This window comes from Calothrix sp. CBUCES-K 9914 (assembly GCF_059640475.1).
On record NZ_JBXXZH010000009.1, the window covers coordinates 12,855 to 29,176 of the forward strand.

Consider the following 16,322-nt stretch of genomic DNA (forward strand, 5'->3'; position numbering starts at 1 on the left):
TCAAAATGGTTGATTAGTTTCAGTTAAAACAATTCCTGAAAACCTCCTCTTGTTCTACCCTTCAGTTTTTTACGCTTAGGAGGTGAGTTTCTAAATATAAAATCAAAGTCATCATCGTCGTCATCGTCGTCATCTTCATCATCTTCATCAAAGTCAGGCATCCTATTTAACATCATTTGCTTAAGTTCTGGAAGCATTCGTTCAAACTCAGCTTTGGGAATTTTATTGCCAAGTAATTTTTTGAGCATCCCTTCTAACAAATCATCCATATCATCCATATCGAGATTGTCAAATTGATCTGGGTCTGGCATAGCGCTAATAGCTTCTTTATTTGAGAGATAGGCCTGTTCAGAACGAAATGCTTGTAAGGCTTTGGCATCTTGGAGGCGCCGAGCTATTTCAAATGCTTGTTGTTTAAATTCTTCGTATTTTGGATGTTCGACATCGTATGTAGTAGCTTTAGCTAATAGCAGCAAAGGATTTTGAGGTTCCCGACGCAGTGCTTCATCTAATGCAGGTACAAGGGTTCTAATTGAGCCAAAATGGCGCGCTTGAAGTTGAATATTGGAGAGCGTCGAACCTGGTTGGGGTATGGTGTCAAGGTAGCTACGTACAGGAGACTCTAGCTTTTGAGGATTATTTTCTTTAACAGCTAAGACAACTAAATAGGCAACTCTGGCTTCTGGATGTTCTGTTGATAAGTTGAACAATTTTTGTAAATACTGATTTGTTAGAGCAGCGATACCTTTTTCACGCTTGGCGAAGAGATGAATCGAAAGAGCAATTGCCTGCAATACTGGAATTTGCTCGTTTCCAGATAATTTGTTGAGAAGACTTTCCCATGCATCAACCGCTTCTTTCTGGTTTAGTAAAACTCGGCCACCAGAATTTGGCTCACTTTTGACTGCATCCATGAATATTTGACAAGCGCGTACAGCTGAGTCTTTTTGATCTTTGCCCTTGATTAGACGGCTGAATAAAGGATAACTCAATGTAGATAACGCATCTATCCAAGGTAATATTTCTACTTCTGTTTCAATTTCAAAGTCGCCGAAGTGCTTCCCAAAACGGCGCCGAGCTTCATTAAGTGCTTGTTTGTCTCCAACTTCATCCAAACAATTTAGCAAAGTTCCGTAAGCTTCTCCATATCGACACCCGCTTTCAATGGCTTGGGTAATTAGTGTAATTGCTTCGGTATAATTTTCATCCAAGGCAGCTATTAGTCCCTTGCGTGCCAATACTTCTTTTGATGTGGGACAGATGCGTTCTGCTTGTTGCAAAGCTCCTAAAGCCGCGCGACTGCGATCTAGTGCCATGTAGGCATCTGCCATCCAGCAGTGAAGATGAGCTAAGGTTGGTTTTAATCGTGTATCTGGCCATTCTTGGGGTTTTTGTTTCCCTTCCTGCTCCAACCACCGCAAAAATTGGGTTAAAACACGTGGGCGTTCTTGGTCAGAATCATTAGCGTCCAACACTTCTAACAAATTGACTGCCAATTGGGGGTTAAAGGGTTTCTCAGTTAATAAAGGGCGCCAGAAAAGTTCAGCACATTCAGTTTGTTCTTGATTAAGTGCTTGTTGACCTGCAAGAGTAAATAGTGATGAACGCAAGTTCTTTAATTCTGAGAAGCGAGTTGAGCGCTTTTCCATCTTTAGCAACACATGGGCAGCATCATGATGATTGTCATTATTAATAAGCTGTACAATAGTGAACACAGATAGTGCATCTAGACTAACTGAATTTTCTCGTTCCAAATTTCGGGGATCAAGGGGTGGTTCTCCAGTATGAGCTTGTTGGGCAATTGCCAATCGCGCTAAAATTGGGTGTTCTAGATACTTTGGTTTGCCGAAGGTCTGTTTGGATGACTCTAACCCCAAGATATTTGCTGCCGCGTTCCAATTACCACCAACTTGTTGGCTATAAACAACCCAAGCTATTGGTAAATCTCCTGGTGTAACAGGCGCCTTAATTTTTTGAAAAGATGTCAAAGCGGCTTCTGGTTGTCCATGTTTTAGGGCAAGCACTCCGCGTACCCAGTGAAGTTGGGCAGCGCTAAAAGCTATCTTGTGTTTGTTGATTAACTGCTCAACTGTGCCAATATCTCCTTTGAGCAATAGAAGTTTGAGATAACAAATGCTGTAGTCCTTGGTGAGTGTCCCTGCTTCAAAAGCATCACGGAGCAATTTCAGGGCTGCATCTAATTTATTCAACTCCAGCATACACCGGGCTTGCCAGTAGTACACCTCTTTGCGTAAACCCAATTCAAGAGAGCGTTCAAAGGATTTTTCTGCCTGTTTATAATCTTGCTTTTGGAATTCCTGCTGACCCCGCAAAAACCAAATCTCTGATTCTTTGGGACTGAATGTTAACTCAGGATGCGAACGCTGAACTTTTTTAATTTCTTCTAATGCCTGCCGATATTTTTTTTGGTTCAGCAATTCTTGTAGCTGCATCCCAAAGGATTTTTCAGTTAGCTGTGTCCCTGTACTAGATGCCTGTGGTTGTGAGCGATGTTTGGACTGATGTTTAGCCACTGGATTTTCTTCCTAATATTTTCATACTTTCCCCCTCTTTTATGAAAGGGTGGCTTTAACTGCTCTTAGTTTCATATTAGTACGATTAGTACTAAAATCGTATGAATTTTTATAGCAAGCGTATTTTATTTTTGAAATACTTACTATACATAGGCTCTGTCCATTGTTTAGTTTTATTAATAAATTTTTATAACCCATCAGGGCATCTTCTTCTTGTGGAGCGGGCATCCCGGAGCGCCTCCTTATATCTTGCACCTACACCCGCGCGTGGGTGAGACTATACGAACAAAGCCAGACGGGCGCAGGCTTAAAACGCCTGTTTATCATATTATTGATACAAGTATATGTTTATTGAAAATAGAAAAATTAAGTATTAATACGTTGGTGCAAGATGTGAGATAGTGGTTATACTTGACTGCTCCTGTATCGTTACCCAAAAAGTAATAACCAATTCCTATCTCGCGATATGCGCCAAAATATGAGGGTCGTAAAATTTGCGGGCAAACATCCAAATATTAGGACGGGCAAGGATGCCCATTCCACTCTTATGTGCCCATCCCAGAAGACAAGATGGTTGATTTAATTTTTGGAAGTTCTTAAGAAGCATTCAAAAATGCTACTTGTCCCATACGTTGCCCAGAAGCTGATTTTTTGTACAATGCGCTCTGTGGTAATACTCGACGAACTTCTTCGATGGTTGTTAAACCTGTGATGACTTTATTAATGGCGGCAATACGGAAAGATTCAAAACGGTTATCGTTGAGATGATGGTGTAATTGTGTCATTGTGCCTTCATAAATAATTTGGCGTACTGTCTCATCAACGTTTAATAACTCAATTACTGCTTCTCGTCCTAAATATCCTGAGTTAAAGCATTTAGGGCAACCTTTTCCTCGTCTCCATTGCTCTGGTTGCGCTTCATCCCAATTTATTCCTAGCACTTTTAAATCAGATTCTGTGGGTGTACATGGTTCTGCACAGTGGGGACATACTCGACGCACTAAGCGTTGTGCTACCACACCTAGTAATGCATCGCTAACTAAACCAGGGTCAGGGCCAATATCTTTAAGACGAGGAATGGCGCCAACTGCATCGTTAGTATGTAATGTAGTTAGTACCAAATGTCCTGTAAGTGCTGCACGTACTGCTGTTTCTGCTGTTTCCGCATCTCGAATTTCTCCCAGCATTATTACGTCTGGGTCTTGCCGTAAAATCGCGCGTAAACCTGCTGCAAAAGTCATTCCTGCTGCATCACAAACTTGAGTTTGGGTAATACCAGGAAGAACATATTCAACAGGGTCTTCTACCGTAACGATATTAACTGAGTCGGTAGCTATTGCTTGCAAGCTGGTGTACAAAGTGCTGGTTTTTCCTGAACCAGTTGGTCCAGTCATTATAATCATTCCTTGAGGTTGATGTAACCAGCTTTCGTAAATGGGACGAGTACGAGCAGTAAATCCTAAATCATTAATAGTTTGAAAAGAGTTTCGCTGTCTTAATAGTCGCAGTACAGCTTTTTCTGCGGGTTCACCTTTTTTGTCGCTGACACAAGGTAAAGTACTTACACGTAAGTCTAAACCTTGTTCTTGCTGCTGTTGAGTTGCATATTTTTCTCCAATTCTACCATCTTGGGGGCGCCTGCTATCTCCAATATCCATGCCGCACATGACTTTCAGCGAAACAATAACTTTGCGACTTACATCAGGTGGTAGGGTAGTAACATGACGTAATATGCCATCAATACGATAGCGAACTCGTAAACCTTCACCTGTTGGTTCAAGGTGAATATCACTAGCACGGTTACGCAAAGCAGATGAAATAATAGTTTTGATGCGCTCAATTTGGTCATCAGTACGTGAAAGATAAAGTTCAGCAATTTCAGTTATATTTTCTTGTTCGACTTCCCCTGTCAGGGGATTTATAGTATTGTCCCCATTAATGCGCTTGCTATCTAAATTTTGTAATCTATACCAATCGCTGTAACTTTTTTCACTGATAGTAATAACTTTGATGTTAGTGCCAAGACGTTGACATAGCTGTAAATAAACTTCTTTGGTGATTTTTACAGGACACCCTAAGTAGTAACAATTTTGCTAAAGTAGAAGCGGTACGATAGGAGGGATATTAGAGCGGTCTCTAATTTTACTTTTAAAACGTGAAGCAACGTCAGCATCTAGTAATTCTAGATTAACCATTCCTGATTGAACATCTATTAATGTTTGTAACGCTAATTCGATAGTAAGTTCTTTTTGCTTGAGTTTTTCTATGATTGATACGGACATAAGTACTTTCCTTAAAAGAGATTAAATGATAGTTACTAGTTAGCGATCTCTCGTAAACCTAAATACCAGGAGTCTGTGCATGTACAGCCTTCAATGGTGCAGCAAATCATAGGTTGTGTATAACCTAACTGTATTCAGAAAAGCGATAACGAAACGCACCAAATCTTTAGGAATGGTACATTATGGCTTTTAGTCTAACTTTCCCTATGTTGACAATTTACTAAAATGTATTGTATTCAGCAAGATTGAATTCAATATCAAAAAAATCAGTTTTAATTTCTTCATAAAATATTTATTGGGAATAGCTTTAAGTCAATATGAGGGTGGCACAGTTTTTTTAATTATTTGCTGGAGATATAAGATTGTGCGAGTCGCCAAGGTAGTTCTTGCAAGATAATAAAAGATTAATATCTCCGGGTATCGCGCTAAATTTTAGGTTTTTAATTTAATCATGTTAACTTACATAAGTATATTAAGTAGCAGTAAGTAACATAGATTCAGTTAAATCACATAAGTAACCAATATGAGGTTTCAAAATAAAATTTACCAAATTTTTTCTGTTTAAAAAATAAAATATAGCTATATATTCTGAAAACATACCTAATTGTGGTACTTTCCAATTTAAAAATTTTTGATATGCTCGATAACCCAAGATTTAACAAATACCTAAGTGAACTAAGCTAAAAGTAAAGAGAATTTAAGTATTACGAGCTATTAAAACTGAAATCGAGCTAAAAGTACCAAGTATACAGCTAAATAAAAATCCGAATTATTTCTCATATACAAGATTAAACACTCAGTTTATAGTCGATACATGCAAGCAAAGAGCGATGCTTTTAAACTTTCAAAACACACTGATATTTTTAAGCATGTTTGAATCTTTTTTGCAGGTAGACTGATTCTTACTTCCGCAGCGTTGCCAGCAGTATAAAAATAACTGAGTAAACGAATTAGTTCTTTATCAGGCTATGAAGATTACTCTGCTTATATATATACTAACAACAATGTTACAAGTAAATACAAGCCGATTATACCTCATAACTTTGTTATATGAAAAAAGGCTTTTTTCCGTTTAAAACTTTGTGCCTATTAATTTTATGGGCATCATCTAGCTTATTTTTTTTTACGTCGAAAGTATATGCAGGAGGATACGAAGAAGCAAAACATTCACCGGCTGATGCATCACTTCCTCCAGGTCTAACAAGTGAACAAGAATTAGCTATCAATAAGAGTCCGAAGCAACCTGTCTTGAATTGGAGCAAATGGGGACATCCATACTGGTCAAACAAAAATGTTTGCCGAGAAAACAGTGGTAACATTATTTGCTTTTATCCTCAATCTGTAAAGTACTTAAACTGGAGAATGCCTTCAAAAAGACATAAATAGTTCTTCAAAAAACTTTTTTGACAACAAAAGAGAGTTTTAAGAATCCCAGCGATATTTTCGAGCGAATTAATGAGTTATAAAGGGAGTATTGAATCGTGTTTAAAAAAGCTTTCTGCCTTGTTGCAATAGGAACAGCATCTATTGCATCTCTAATAATTAGCACACCAAAAGCTCAAGCGGCTGAAACATTTTCTATAGACAATAAGGGGTTAAATACAAATTGGAACTTCAGACGTATTGATGGCAATCCAAGAATGTCAATTTGGCAGCGTAGAGATGACGATCCCGACCAACTATTTGATCGATTGCCTGGATATCGTGGTGGTATGCTTTTAAGACATGGTTCTACTGGTAGATGCTTAAATGCCCATTATCTAAGCAACGGAGCAGAAATTAATCTTTGGCCCTGTGATGGCAACGATCCCGATCAAAACTGGAACTTAGTTGATGTTGGGCAAGGTCGAAAGTTGATTAAAAGAGCAGGTACAAACTTATGTATAGATACTCCAACACGAGATGATGGTGGCAAAGTGTATCTGTGGAACTGCGATGGTAATAATGGTAACCAACGCTGGCAGAGTAGTGCAGAGCTACCACCACCTCCACAACCAACTCCAACGCCACAACCAACTCCAACGCCACAACCAACTCCAACACCACAACCAACTCCAAATCCAGGAGTTACTCCATTACTTACACAACAACGTGCCCAATACTTCAAAGACCGTCCTCAGTTTTATACAACTGGAAATATATTTGCTCAATCCCGCTTTGGTTCAAGTCTTGTTAACAATACTGGCTTGACAGAAGGAAATTGCACTTGGTACGCTCATGGTCGTGCAAAAGAGTTAGGTGGCAATGTTAATGCTCTTAATTCAATGAGGGGTAACGCTAATCAGTGGCATACTCAGCTTTCTAATGGGGCGACTATTGTAAGCAGCAATAACGTGCAAGCTGGTGATATTGCACAGTGGATGACAGGTCAATATGGTCATGTGGCTGTAGTTGAGCGTGTCTACACTGAATTTGGTGTTAAAAGAATTGTAGTATCAGAATCTCACTACAGAACAAATTTTGATGGTGGAGGAGAAGGTACATTACATAAAATTACTTATTACACCGCGAATAATCCGACTCGATACATCAGAGTTCCTAAACGCTAAAATGCGAATTTAAGTAAATCTGGCAACAATTTAGTAGGATAGGCATCTGTCCTACTAAATTGTTTAACTAAATAATCTTAAGTAATAACACATAAAAATTTGTAATAATATGAAATAGGAATGCGACTTCATTCTTGCTAAGTATACTGATAAATAAACCTTTATAACGCAAGCTCTTAAATCGTTTGGTTTTTTTAATCAAATAGGAGCCTTATCGCAAGGGTTTGAGCTTAATCTATTTAAATTTAAAATGCATAAATAAATGTTTTTACATACTTACTCCTGATTTAAAGCGATCGTACTACCCACAAATTCTTCCTGTGCAACCTACTCTCTACCCAAAACCTTCAGCAAGTTATTCCAAGCAGCTTGAATTTCCAGATTATCTGGGTACTGAAAACACTGTTTCGCTGAAAAAGCTATCGCATAAAGGTTTGGACAATTGGAATCGCTGTGCAGCCTGTAAACTAGGTTGTTCGAGTATTGGGGCAGTTAGCTTTAAAATAGCAGGACAGATAAACTTGAATAACATCAAAGCCTTACTCATGTTTGATTTTTTACTTCCAATGTAATTACAAATTTTTGCGAATCGTATGACCTAAGTAGTTAACTGTCCAAGGTGCGTTTTAACGAAAAAGTGTCATTCTGAACGCAGTATAGTGCGTAAACGTAGTTTTCCCACAGGGTAGCATTTGCCGCAGGCTAGAATCTTAGAGATGCTTCACTACAGGACTCATGACAAAATTTTTGCTCCCGTCCTAACTCGATTTAATCAAATGTGGCAATGATTTGGGATACAGCGTTATAACTGTATTATTTATACGTTCTATTAAGTACAAACCTGTAACTAATACTGTCTGTGACACTATCCAATCAAGTCAAAATGTTTAATATCATACCTGCACTACCGTACCAACGGCGCCCTATCCACCGTTTCTTTATGTACATGGCTATTGACAATAGACTCAATCATAAAGTAATACGCTGGCAGGCAGACCCACATCTACAACGCAATTTCAATTTATATTACTCGCTGTACGAGGACTTTGCTTTATTGGTGAGTAGCTCTGATGAGCGAGGTATGGTTGAATATTGGTTGGATATGGCGTTGAATAATTTTTCGGCACGGGAAGCATGGCGCCATCTGAGCTTGTATTGTGAAGAAAGTTGTTACCGCGCGGCTTCGCTGGTTTGGAAGGAGGATAAATATAGATGCTGGGAGGAGTATATTTTTTTGGCTCGGTGTTTGGTTTATGATACTGCCAGGTTTCAGGGAATTTTGACGAAGTATAATCCCAGTGATTCGTCGCTTGATGTTTACATTACCGAGGTTTTACGGAAAACTATTAAGGATGAGGCTACTGTTGCTAAGTTTTCTAAGTGGCGCCTGTTATGCAAAAAGAGCGATAAGGAACTTCGCGAAGCATTAGTTAGGTATGGAAGGTTAGAACCGGATATTTCAAGATTTTTGTTTGCTCGCAAGTTTTTTAAGCAGGTTTATCAAGTTAACAAGATTCAAAACCCTGCTATTCAAACTCAGAAACGCTGGGTTGACCCTGATGTTATTGATTTTGGGGAAGCTGCACGGGTTTATAATTCTCAAAAGCTGCTTAAATTGGCGCCTCATCAAGTTGCAGTTGGTGCAGAAGTTTGTGGGGAAGAGGTGGAAAGGTGGATGGAACTATGTATTTCGGCGTTACAGAATTATCCAAAGTCTATTACACCAAGTGTGTCGCTGGAAGCTATGCACGCACAAGGACATGAAGTTGAGGCAAGTGGAAGTGATGTGTATGAGATGACGAGCTATATAAGTAGTTTGTGGAGGCAGACTGATACTATATTGCTTCAGGAGTTACTCAAGTTTAATTCCGAGCAGCAAAAAATAATTTATATGTACTACACTGTGGGATGGAATCAAAACCAAATTGCTGCGAAGTTTGGTGTGACTCAGGGTGCTATTGCTCGGCGCCTTCAAACTATCGAGCGCAGGTTAGTTCAGGCTATTGTTACAGTTAAACAACCTCCACAGTGGGTGAAGCAATATATTACAAGTTGGTTATATTGTAATTATGAAACTCCTGATAATTCAGATTTGATACATACGGCTTTGGTTGCTGGGATAAAAAGATTGAAGCCAGAGTTTCGGGATTTACTGAGTTTTTATTATGCACAAAGGTTAGATGTTGAGGTGGTTGGCGCCCGTTTGGGTGTTAGTTCTGAGGCTGTTGATGGTTTAATTTATCAGGCACAGTGTGAGTTAGAGGTTATTCTGCTGTCTGAGCTTGATGTTTTAATTAGGAAGTTTTTATGCGTTTGGTTGACTAAGCGGTATAAAAATATTCATGAAACTATTATGTCCAGTTGTGAGAAGCAGTTGGTGGAAGTGAGTTGTGAATAGGTTTTTATGGTATTCTTTATTTTGTGCATCAAACCATATCGATGGTGGGCTGAATGTGGAACTATGATGATTTAGAAAGGATAATTAGAAATCAATTATCTTTAGAAATTTCTAGTACGGTACAGCAGGAAGCTCGCGAGAAGTCGCAACGCCATTCTAGTCGGGTTGTACAGTTCGGTGCCTATCTTAATCGCGTTTGTTTGTATACTTTTGTAAATTACTTAAATGATTCTTTTGCACAAGGGCAACCTGTTATTTTTCCTGGTGAAGATGGGTTGTTTGAAGTTTTAGAAGTGATTAATGGTTGTGCTATTGACTTGGGTAGGCGCCGGGTAGTAATTATTCCTTGTGAGACAAGTGATTTTGATTGTTTGTGTGTTCCTCAAGAGTGGATAGATATTCCTAGTTTTGTAGGAGATTATTATTTAGCTGTAACTGTTGATTTAGAAGCGGTTGGTTCGGTGTCTATGATGAAGGTAGAGGGTTTTGCGACGCATCGACAAATTAAACAGTTTGCTAGCTTTAACGATACGGAACGTGTTTATAATTTGGCTGTAGATGAGCTTATTCAAAGTATGACGGTGATGGATGTTACTTGGGAGATGCAAATGCGTGCGAAAATTCCTGAATTACCGTCTCTTTCTACCGATGAGGCTAATAATTTACTTAATATATTAGGGAACAAAGAAATTATTTCTCCGCGTTTGCGTGTGGATATTCCGTTTACTCAATGGGGTGCTATGCTTGCAAATGATGTCTTACGTAGACAATTATATATACGTCGATTTAATAATTTTGCCTCCAGTACAAATAATCTTAACCAATGGCTAAATAATATTTTTGATACAGCTTGGCAATCTTTAGATAATATTTTGAATATAGAATCAAGATTTGCTTTTAATTTTCGTCAGTGTGAATATGCTATTCGTGATTTTTCGGTTGCTGGAGTTAAGCTTATTGATTTAGAAATAGAACTTCTTAATAAATCTGTTGCTTTGCTTGTTGGGGTTATACCAGTTGCGGATGAAGTTGCTGTTCGTGTACAGTTACATGCTGTAAATGGAGATACGTATCTTCCTCCAAATGTTAAATTAGCGCTTCTTTCTATAAGTGGAACTAATTTACAAGAATGTAGCTCGCGTGTACAAGATAATTTTATTCGATTAAAAAGGTTTACTTGTCCTCAAGGTACAGCGTTTCGCATTCGCGTTGCTATGAATAGTTTTAGCTTGACTGAAGATTTTGTCATTGAACCGTTAACTACAAATTATGGCTAAGTTAGTTATCTTAAACTTGGGGAAAGGTAACTTACATTCAGGATTTCCCTTTGTAACAATACAAATTCAAAACGAAGCAGATTTTCAACGTTCTTTCACTCAAGGAAGTTTACCACCTGCTCCTGAAATTTTTGAACTGACTCAGCGTTGGCAATTGCTATATAAACTAATTTATGAAGCGCGCACCATTAATAATAATTTACGAAACTCGCAAGATAATGATATAAAGATTGATGAGACTGATGTTACTAATATATCTGATGTCGATTTTTCTGATATATGTAATAATTTAGAAGGGCAAATTAATATTTGGCTGGCATCTGACGGTTTTCGTAAAATAGAGCAGCAATTACACATCCAGCTAAATACTAGCGAAGAAATAAGGTTTATAATTCAAACTGAAGATAATATTATACGTAAATTACCTTGGAATAGTTGGCACTTTTTTCAGAATTACCCGCGCGCTGAGTTAGGGTTGAGTACTATTGATTTTGAACCAAGTCAATATATTGATACTCACGCTCATCAAGTTAGAATATTAGCAATTTTAGGCGCCAGTTCAAACATAGATATAGAAAGCGACAGAAAAATACTCGCACAGCTACCATCGTCAAAGACTGTTTTTTTAACCCAACCAACTCGTCAGCAATTAGATGAATATTTATGGAATAAACAGGGATGGGATATTTTATTCTTTGCTGGACATAGTAAAAATCAATTCAATGCTGGAGAAATTTGTGTAAGTCCCCAGCTTTCTTTATCTATACTAAAATTAAAAAATGCATTAAAAAAAGCTGTAGCAAATGGATTAAAAATAGCAATTATCAATTCATGTGATGGGTTAGGTTTGGTAGAGCAACTTCAGGATTTAAATATACCTCAAATTATTATAATGCGTGAACCTGTACCTGATAAAGTCGCGCAGGAATTTCTTAAACACTTTTTAAATAACTTTGCTTCTTATGAATCATTTTATCTCTCTGTACGTTACGCGCGCGAAAAGTTGCAAGCATTAGAGAGTGATTTTCCCTGTGCAAGTTGGCTACCTGTTGTCTTCCAAAACCCAGCGGAAATTTCGCCAACTTGGAACTCATTACAAGGTCGCCAAATTACTCAAAGGCGCCCCCCTAAACCTGTACTTAAGTTTAAACTCAATCTCAAGCGTACTTTTGCACTCAGCTTAATAGTGACTAGCGTGTTGATGGCAGCGCGCGCTACCGGAATATTTCAAGCTTGGGAACTATTAGCATTTGATTATTTAATGCAAAACCGTCCCCTTGAACCACCAGATAAACGCTTATTAATTGTAGGTGCAGATGAAAAAGATATTCGGACTTACGGGTATCCCCTTCCTGATTATACGATTGCACAACTAGTAAACAAACTCAAGCAATATCAACCCGCAGCTATTGGGTTAAATATTGTCCGCGATGTCCCAACTCCAAAAAATGACCTTATAGGATACCAAAAATTTGTAAAAGCCTTACAAGATAACCCAAATTTGATTACAGTGTGTGCATTTAACAGCGACAAAGAAAATGTAATCGCACCTCCACCACAGACCAACATCGAGCAAACTGGATTCGTTGATTTATACTCTGATAATTTTCTTTATAATACCCAAATTACTAGACGCTATTTACTGTCACGCAGTGATAATCCAATTAGTCAACCTTCTCCCTGCCAAACAAAATATTCGCTTGCTTTCCAACTTGTATACCGTTATCTCAACAAACACAAAATTCCTGTAAATGTCGTAAATGATACTTGGCAAATTAACAAAACAACTTTACAGCGCTTGCTTTTCAATAGTGGAAATTATCATAATATTGATGATAAAGGCAATCAACTTCTCATTAACTACCGCAATACACTAAATCCTCAAAAAATTGCTCAACAAGTAACCATACGCGATGTCATTAATGCTAACCCAGAGGACTTTGATGCAGCGTGGGTGAAAGACCGTGTGGTATTAATTGGTGTTACTGCTTCTAGTGTCAAAGACCCCCATTACACACCCTATGGAGAAATGCGCTCAATATATATACACGCGCATGTAGTCAGCCAACTCCTTAGTACAGCTTCTGATCATCGTCCGCTGTTATGGTGGATGCCAAAGTGGAAAGAGTTTTTATGGGTGTTTTTCTGGGCATCTACGGGAAGTATTATTGTTTGGCGAGTGAAAGGTATTTATCAAGCTATAGCTCTTGCTACATCAACTATAGGGTTATATGCAATATGTTGGATTATTTTGAGTTTTGGCGGTTGGATACCAATTGTGGCGCCTAATGTGACGTTGTTACTACCCTATTTTGTCGTTAAAACTAATGAGTATATAGAGATTATACGTAGTTAATTTTGTTAAATAAAAACTATAGTAGACAAAGTATACGTATAAATTCTGTTGGCGTTACATCCTTGGACAAGCATAATCGGAATTATACATTCAGGGTAAAACCACCAATAAAGATTATGCAGCGCCAACAGGAGATTTTTCTAGTATAGTTTGCTTTAAGGCGGCTATCGTTGGGATGGAAGAAGCGCTGGGAGAGAAAGCTACAGCAATCGCATTGACTACTGCTGGTCGTGCCTGTGGTAAAAAGTTAGCAGATGATTTGGGGCTAACAGGTCAAGAGCTACCGTTAGACGTGCTAGCTTCAAAACCTGGCTTCTGTTGAATTACCAAAGGATATATATGGCTTTTGTTGGTTACTTATCCAAATTTTATTTGCCCGAGCTATTCCAATTTATACACGATAGTTATAAATCTGGACTACTTACAATTCGTAGTCTTGACAATGATAAAACATCTCATATTTGGTTACAGCAAGGGCGTATTATTGCAGCTGCGGATAACCTCGAAAATCAAGGTTTAATTTCCTTGATTGCTCAACGAGGTTGGATGTCAACAGACAGAGCATTTAAAGCATTTCAATCGTCTCCAGGTAATATAGCGATGGGTTTGTGCTTGAGGTCTCAAGATTTACTCCAAGCTGAACAACTAACTTTATTATTCCGCTCGCAAATAACATCACAAGTTTGTCCGTTGTTTCAACTCAATGATGCTCAGTTTGAATTAAACTCACAAGTCTCTTTACCATATGCTGAAATGACGGGTATTAGTATACCTGCGACCGAATGATAACTATAGATCCTCTACAAGATATCTTCAGAATCAAAATCAGGATTTACACTGATTTGATTAGGGTAATCATTCATTAGTATAGACTATATAAGTAATTGGTGCATCTAACGAAAGGTGATTACATCTGTCTCTAGATAGCCCTAAACAATTTAAAGCGTGGATTGATTGAATTGGAAGGAAATAAAAGATGGTCCATCCGGAAATGATGGTATCAAGTAATTTACTTGATGAATTTAAAACTTGTACTTTATTACAGTACAGCGGCAAGTTAGACATCAAAACGAACAAGGGACATCGATGGACTTTCTTCTATCGCCTGGGAAGAATAGTCTGGGCAACAGGTGGAACACATCCGTTTCGACGCTGGCGCCGACATATGGCACAGTATTGTCCGGAGATCGATGTTGATAAAATCCAATTACGTGCTGAGGACGCGCAAATCGACTACTGGGATTATCGCTTACTAGAAGTTTTACACGAAAAGCAAAAAATTAAACGCGAACAAATCAACTCAATTGTCGAAAGCACGATTGGGGAATTGTTATTTGACCTCGCACAGCAAGCTAATTTCACTCCTATTACTAGCGACCGTAACCAAGATGTAATTTTGGAAACGCCAATGAGTTTCACAAGTGCAGATATGTCGTTAAAGTTCATGCAGGACTCGTGGAAAAGTTGGTCGGATGCAGGATTGGCTTATTTTTATCCTGACAGTGCGCCGATTTTACGAAGACCAGAGCAACTTGAATCTTCTGTTAGTCCAGGGGTTTACAAGAATTTTGTAACGTATATGAACGGTAAATATACCCTCCGGGATTTAGCGTTCAAAATGAAACAAACTGTAATGCCTGTGAGTCGCTCGTTACTTCCTTACGTACTTAAGGGATTTGTTGAGCTGATAGAAGTACCTGACTTACCCCTCAAAATTAGCGAACGCTCACCAAACTCAAAGGCAACCAAAGCATCTTCTAGTCCATTGATTGCTTGTGTGGATGATAGTCCCCAAGTATGTCAAATGCTTGAGCAGATTCTGGTGCCAAGTGGGTTTCGGTTTGTAAAAATTCAAGACCCTTTACAAGCTTTACCAATTTTAATCGAACATAAACCCGACCTCGTTTTCTTAGATTTGGTTATGCCTGTGGCTAGTGGTTATGAGATTTGCGCTCAATTGCGTAGAGTCTCAGTTTTTGCCCATACACCTATAATCATTCTAACTGGCAGCGATGGCCTTTTGGATAGAGTACGCGCGAAGGTTGTTGGTTCAACAGACTTTATTAGTAAGCCTGTGGCAGCAGATAAAGTTATGGCTGTTGTACGTAAGTATGTACACGCTGCTTCTGGTAATAATGGATTGCAACCTGCGTCAACAACACAACAGTAAACTAGTTAACAGAAACTAGCTATAAACTATCTATAGTATGTGAGTTAATACGTGGTTTTACTGAGCCAATTTATGAAGTGATGCGTCACAATTAGAATAAAGACAATTGCGAAATACTGAGTTTAGATATTTTTTATTTTTTATCTTGATTTAGATATTGCGCGCGTATAAATTTGTTTTCGATAGTTAGCTGTGTTTCTTTTAGATTTTACACAAAGCTATTCTAAATAGAGTCATAATTTTTTGTTTTTTTGAAAACTACAGGTGATTGCCAATGAGTACTGTTTTAGTTGTTGAAGACGGCTTAACCGATATGGAGATTCTTTGCCGATACTTACAACAGGCAGGCTTTTCTGTAATTAGCGCCAAAAGTAGCGAAGAAGCGCAAGAAAAGTTAAATATTAATAAACCAGATTTAATTTTTCTTGATGTTATATTGCCAGGTAAAAGCGGTTACGAAATTTGTAGAGAGTTGAAAAATAATCCTAATACTAGCGGCATTCCTGTTGTCTTTTGTTCAACTAAAAATAGCGAGGTTGATAAGATGTGGGGTACAATGCTTGGCGCCGACGCTTATATTTCTAAGCCAATTGACCAGGAAGAACTGACAGGAACCCTAAAGCAATTTGTCAAGTAGTTTATTTACTTTTTGTGTCAAAAGTCTTTATACTATAAACGGGTAAGAACTGTCATTCTCCTAGAAGCGAAGAATCTCTAAGATGCTTCACTACACTGCGTTCCCAGCATGAGAAAGTT

The 16,322-nt window shown here is 38.3% G+C and carries 13 protein-coding genes and 1 pseudogene; 10 read left to right on the forward strand and 4 right to left on the reverse strand.

The annotated features are described in order from the left end of the window. Positions 1 to 23: 23 nt before the first annotated feature. The 4 genes from AC2JBO_RS03410 to AC2JBO_RS03425 all read right to left on the reverse strand — a co-directional run bounded on the left by AC2JBO_RS03410 (position 24) and on the right by AC2JBO_RS03425 (position 4,816). A complete protein-coding gene (locus tag AC2JBO_RS03410; RefSeq protein WP_496952217.1) occupies positions 24 to 2,534 on the reverse strand; it encodes a tetratricopeptide repeat protein in 2,511 nt (836 codons plus the stop codon). A 39-nt stretch (positions 2,535 to 2,573) separates the two neighbouring features. Beyond that, positions 2,574 to 2,762: a hypothetical protein gene (locus tag AC2JBO_RS03415; protein WP_496952218.1), complete on the reverse strand. Its 189-nt coding sequence runs from the start codon at positions 2,760 to 2,762 to the stop codon at positions 2,574 to 2,576. Positions 2,763 to 3,130: 368 nt separating this feature from the next. Next, positions 3,131 to 4,594, reverse strand: coding sequence for a GspE/PulE family protein (locus tag AC2JBO_RS03420; protein WP_496952266.1), 1,464 nt, complete (start codon positions 4,592 to 4,594; stop codon positions 3,131 to 3,133). A gap of 33 nt (positions 4,595 to 4,627) precedes the next feature. Continuing rightward, positions 4,628 to 4,816, reverse strand: a complete 189-nt coding sequence (locus AC2JBO_RS03425; protein ID WP_496952219.1) for a hypothetical protein — start codon at positions 4,814 to 4,816, stop codon at positions 4,628 to 4,630. A gap of 1,050 nt (positions 4,817 to 5,866) precedes the next feature. On the opposite strand from AC2JBO_RS03425, the gene AC2JBO_RS03430 reads away from it, so the two are divergent. From AC2JBO_RS03430 to AC2JBO_RS03475, 10 genes and pseudogenes are all read left to right on the forward strand, one after another. Continuing rightward, complete coding sequence (locus AC2JBO_RS03430; RefSeq protein WP_496952220.1) at positions 5,867 to 6,202, forward strand: hypothetical protein; 336 nt, start codon at positions 5,867 to 5,869, stop codon at positions 6,200 to 6,202. 95 nt (positions 6,203 to 6,297) lie between these two features. Next, a complete protein-coding gene (locus AC2JBO_RS03435) occupies positions 6,298 to 7,365 on the forward strand; it encodes a CHAP domain-containing protein (protein ID WP_496952221.1) in 1,068 nt (355 codons plus the stop codon). A gap of 320 nt (positions 7,366 to 7,685) precedes the next feature. Then, positions 7,686 to 7,937 carry a hypothetical protein gene (locus AC2JBO_RS03440; RefSeq protein ID WP_496952222.1) on the forward strand — a complete coding sequence of 84 codons (252 nt, stop codon included), beginning with the start codon at positions 7,686 to 7,688 and terminating at the stop codon, positions 7,935 to 7,937. 311 nt (positions 7,938 to 8,248) lie between these two features. Then, positions 8,249 to 9,763 carry a hypothetical protein gene (locus AC2JBO_RS03445; RefSeq protein WP_496952223.1) on the forward strand — a complete coding sequence of 505 codons (1,515 nt, stop codon included), beginning with the start codon at positions 8,249 to 8,251 and terminating at the stop codon, positions 9,761 to 9,763. Between the two features lie 53 nt (positions 9,764 to 9,816). After that, positions 9,817 to 11,040 (forward strand): DUF1822 family protein, encoded by a 1,224-nt coding sequence (locus AC2JBO_RS03450; protein ID WP_496952224.1) that lies wholly within the window; start codon positions 9,817 to 9,819, stop codon positions 11,038 to 11,040. Continuing rightward, the gene (locus AC2JBO_RS03455) at positions 11,033 to 13,396 is read left to right on the forward strand and encodes a CHASE2 domain-containing protein (protein ID WP_496952225.1); all 2,364 of its coding nucleotides are present in this window, start codon (positions 11,033 to 11,035) and stop codon (positions 13,394 to 13,396) included. Before AC2JBO_RS03450 ends, AC2JBO_RS03455 begins: the two co-directional genes overlap by 8 nt. Positions 13,397 to 13,484: 88 nt before the next feature. After that, positions 13,485 to 13,709, forward strand: a pseudogene (locus AC2JBO_RS03460) (hypothetical protein); the annotation flags it as partial. Between the two features lie 26 nt (positions 13,710 to 13,735). Further along, positions 13,736 to 14,182: a DUF4388 domain-containing protein gene (locus tag AC2JBO_RS03465; RefSeq protein ID WP_496952226.1), complete on the forward strand. Its 447-nt coding sequence runs from the start codon at positions 13,736 to 13,738 to the stop codon at positions 14,180 to 14,182. A gap of 190 nt (positions 14,183 to 14,372) precedes the next feature. Next, on the forward strand, positions 14,373 to 15,566 hold the full coding sequence (locus AC2JBO_RS03470; protein ID WP_496952227.1) for a response regulator: 1,194 nt from the start codon (positions 14,373 to 14,375) through the stop codon (positions 15,564 to 15,566). Between the two features lie 274 nt (positions 15,567 to 15,840). Further along, positions 15,841 to 16,203, forward strand: a complete 363-nt coding sequence (locus AC2JBO_RS03475; RefSeq protein ID WP_496952228.1) for a response regulator transcription factor — start codon at positions 15,841 to 15,843, stop codon at positions 16,201 to 16,203. Positions 16,204 to 16,322: the final 119 nt, after the last annotated feature.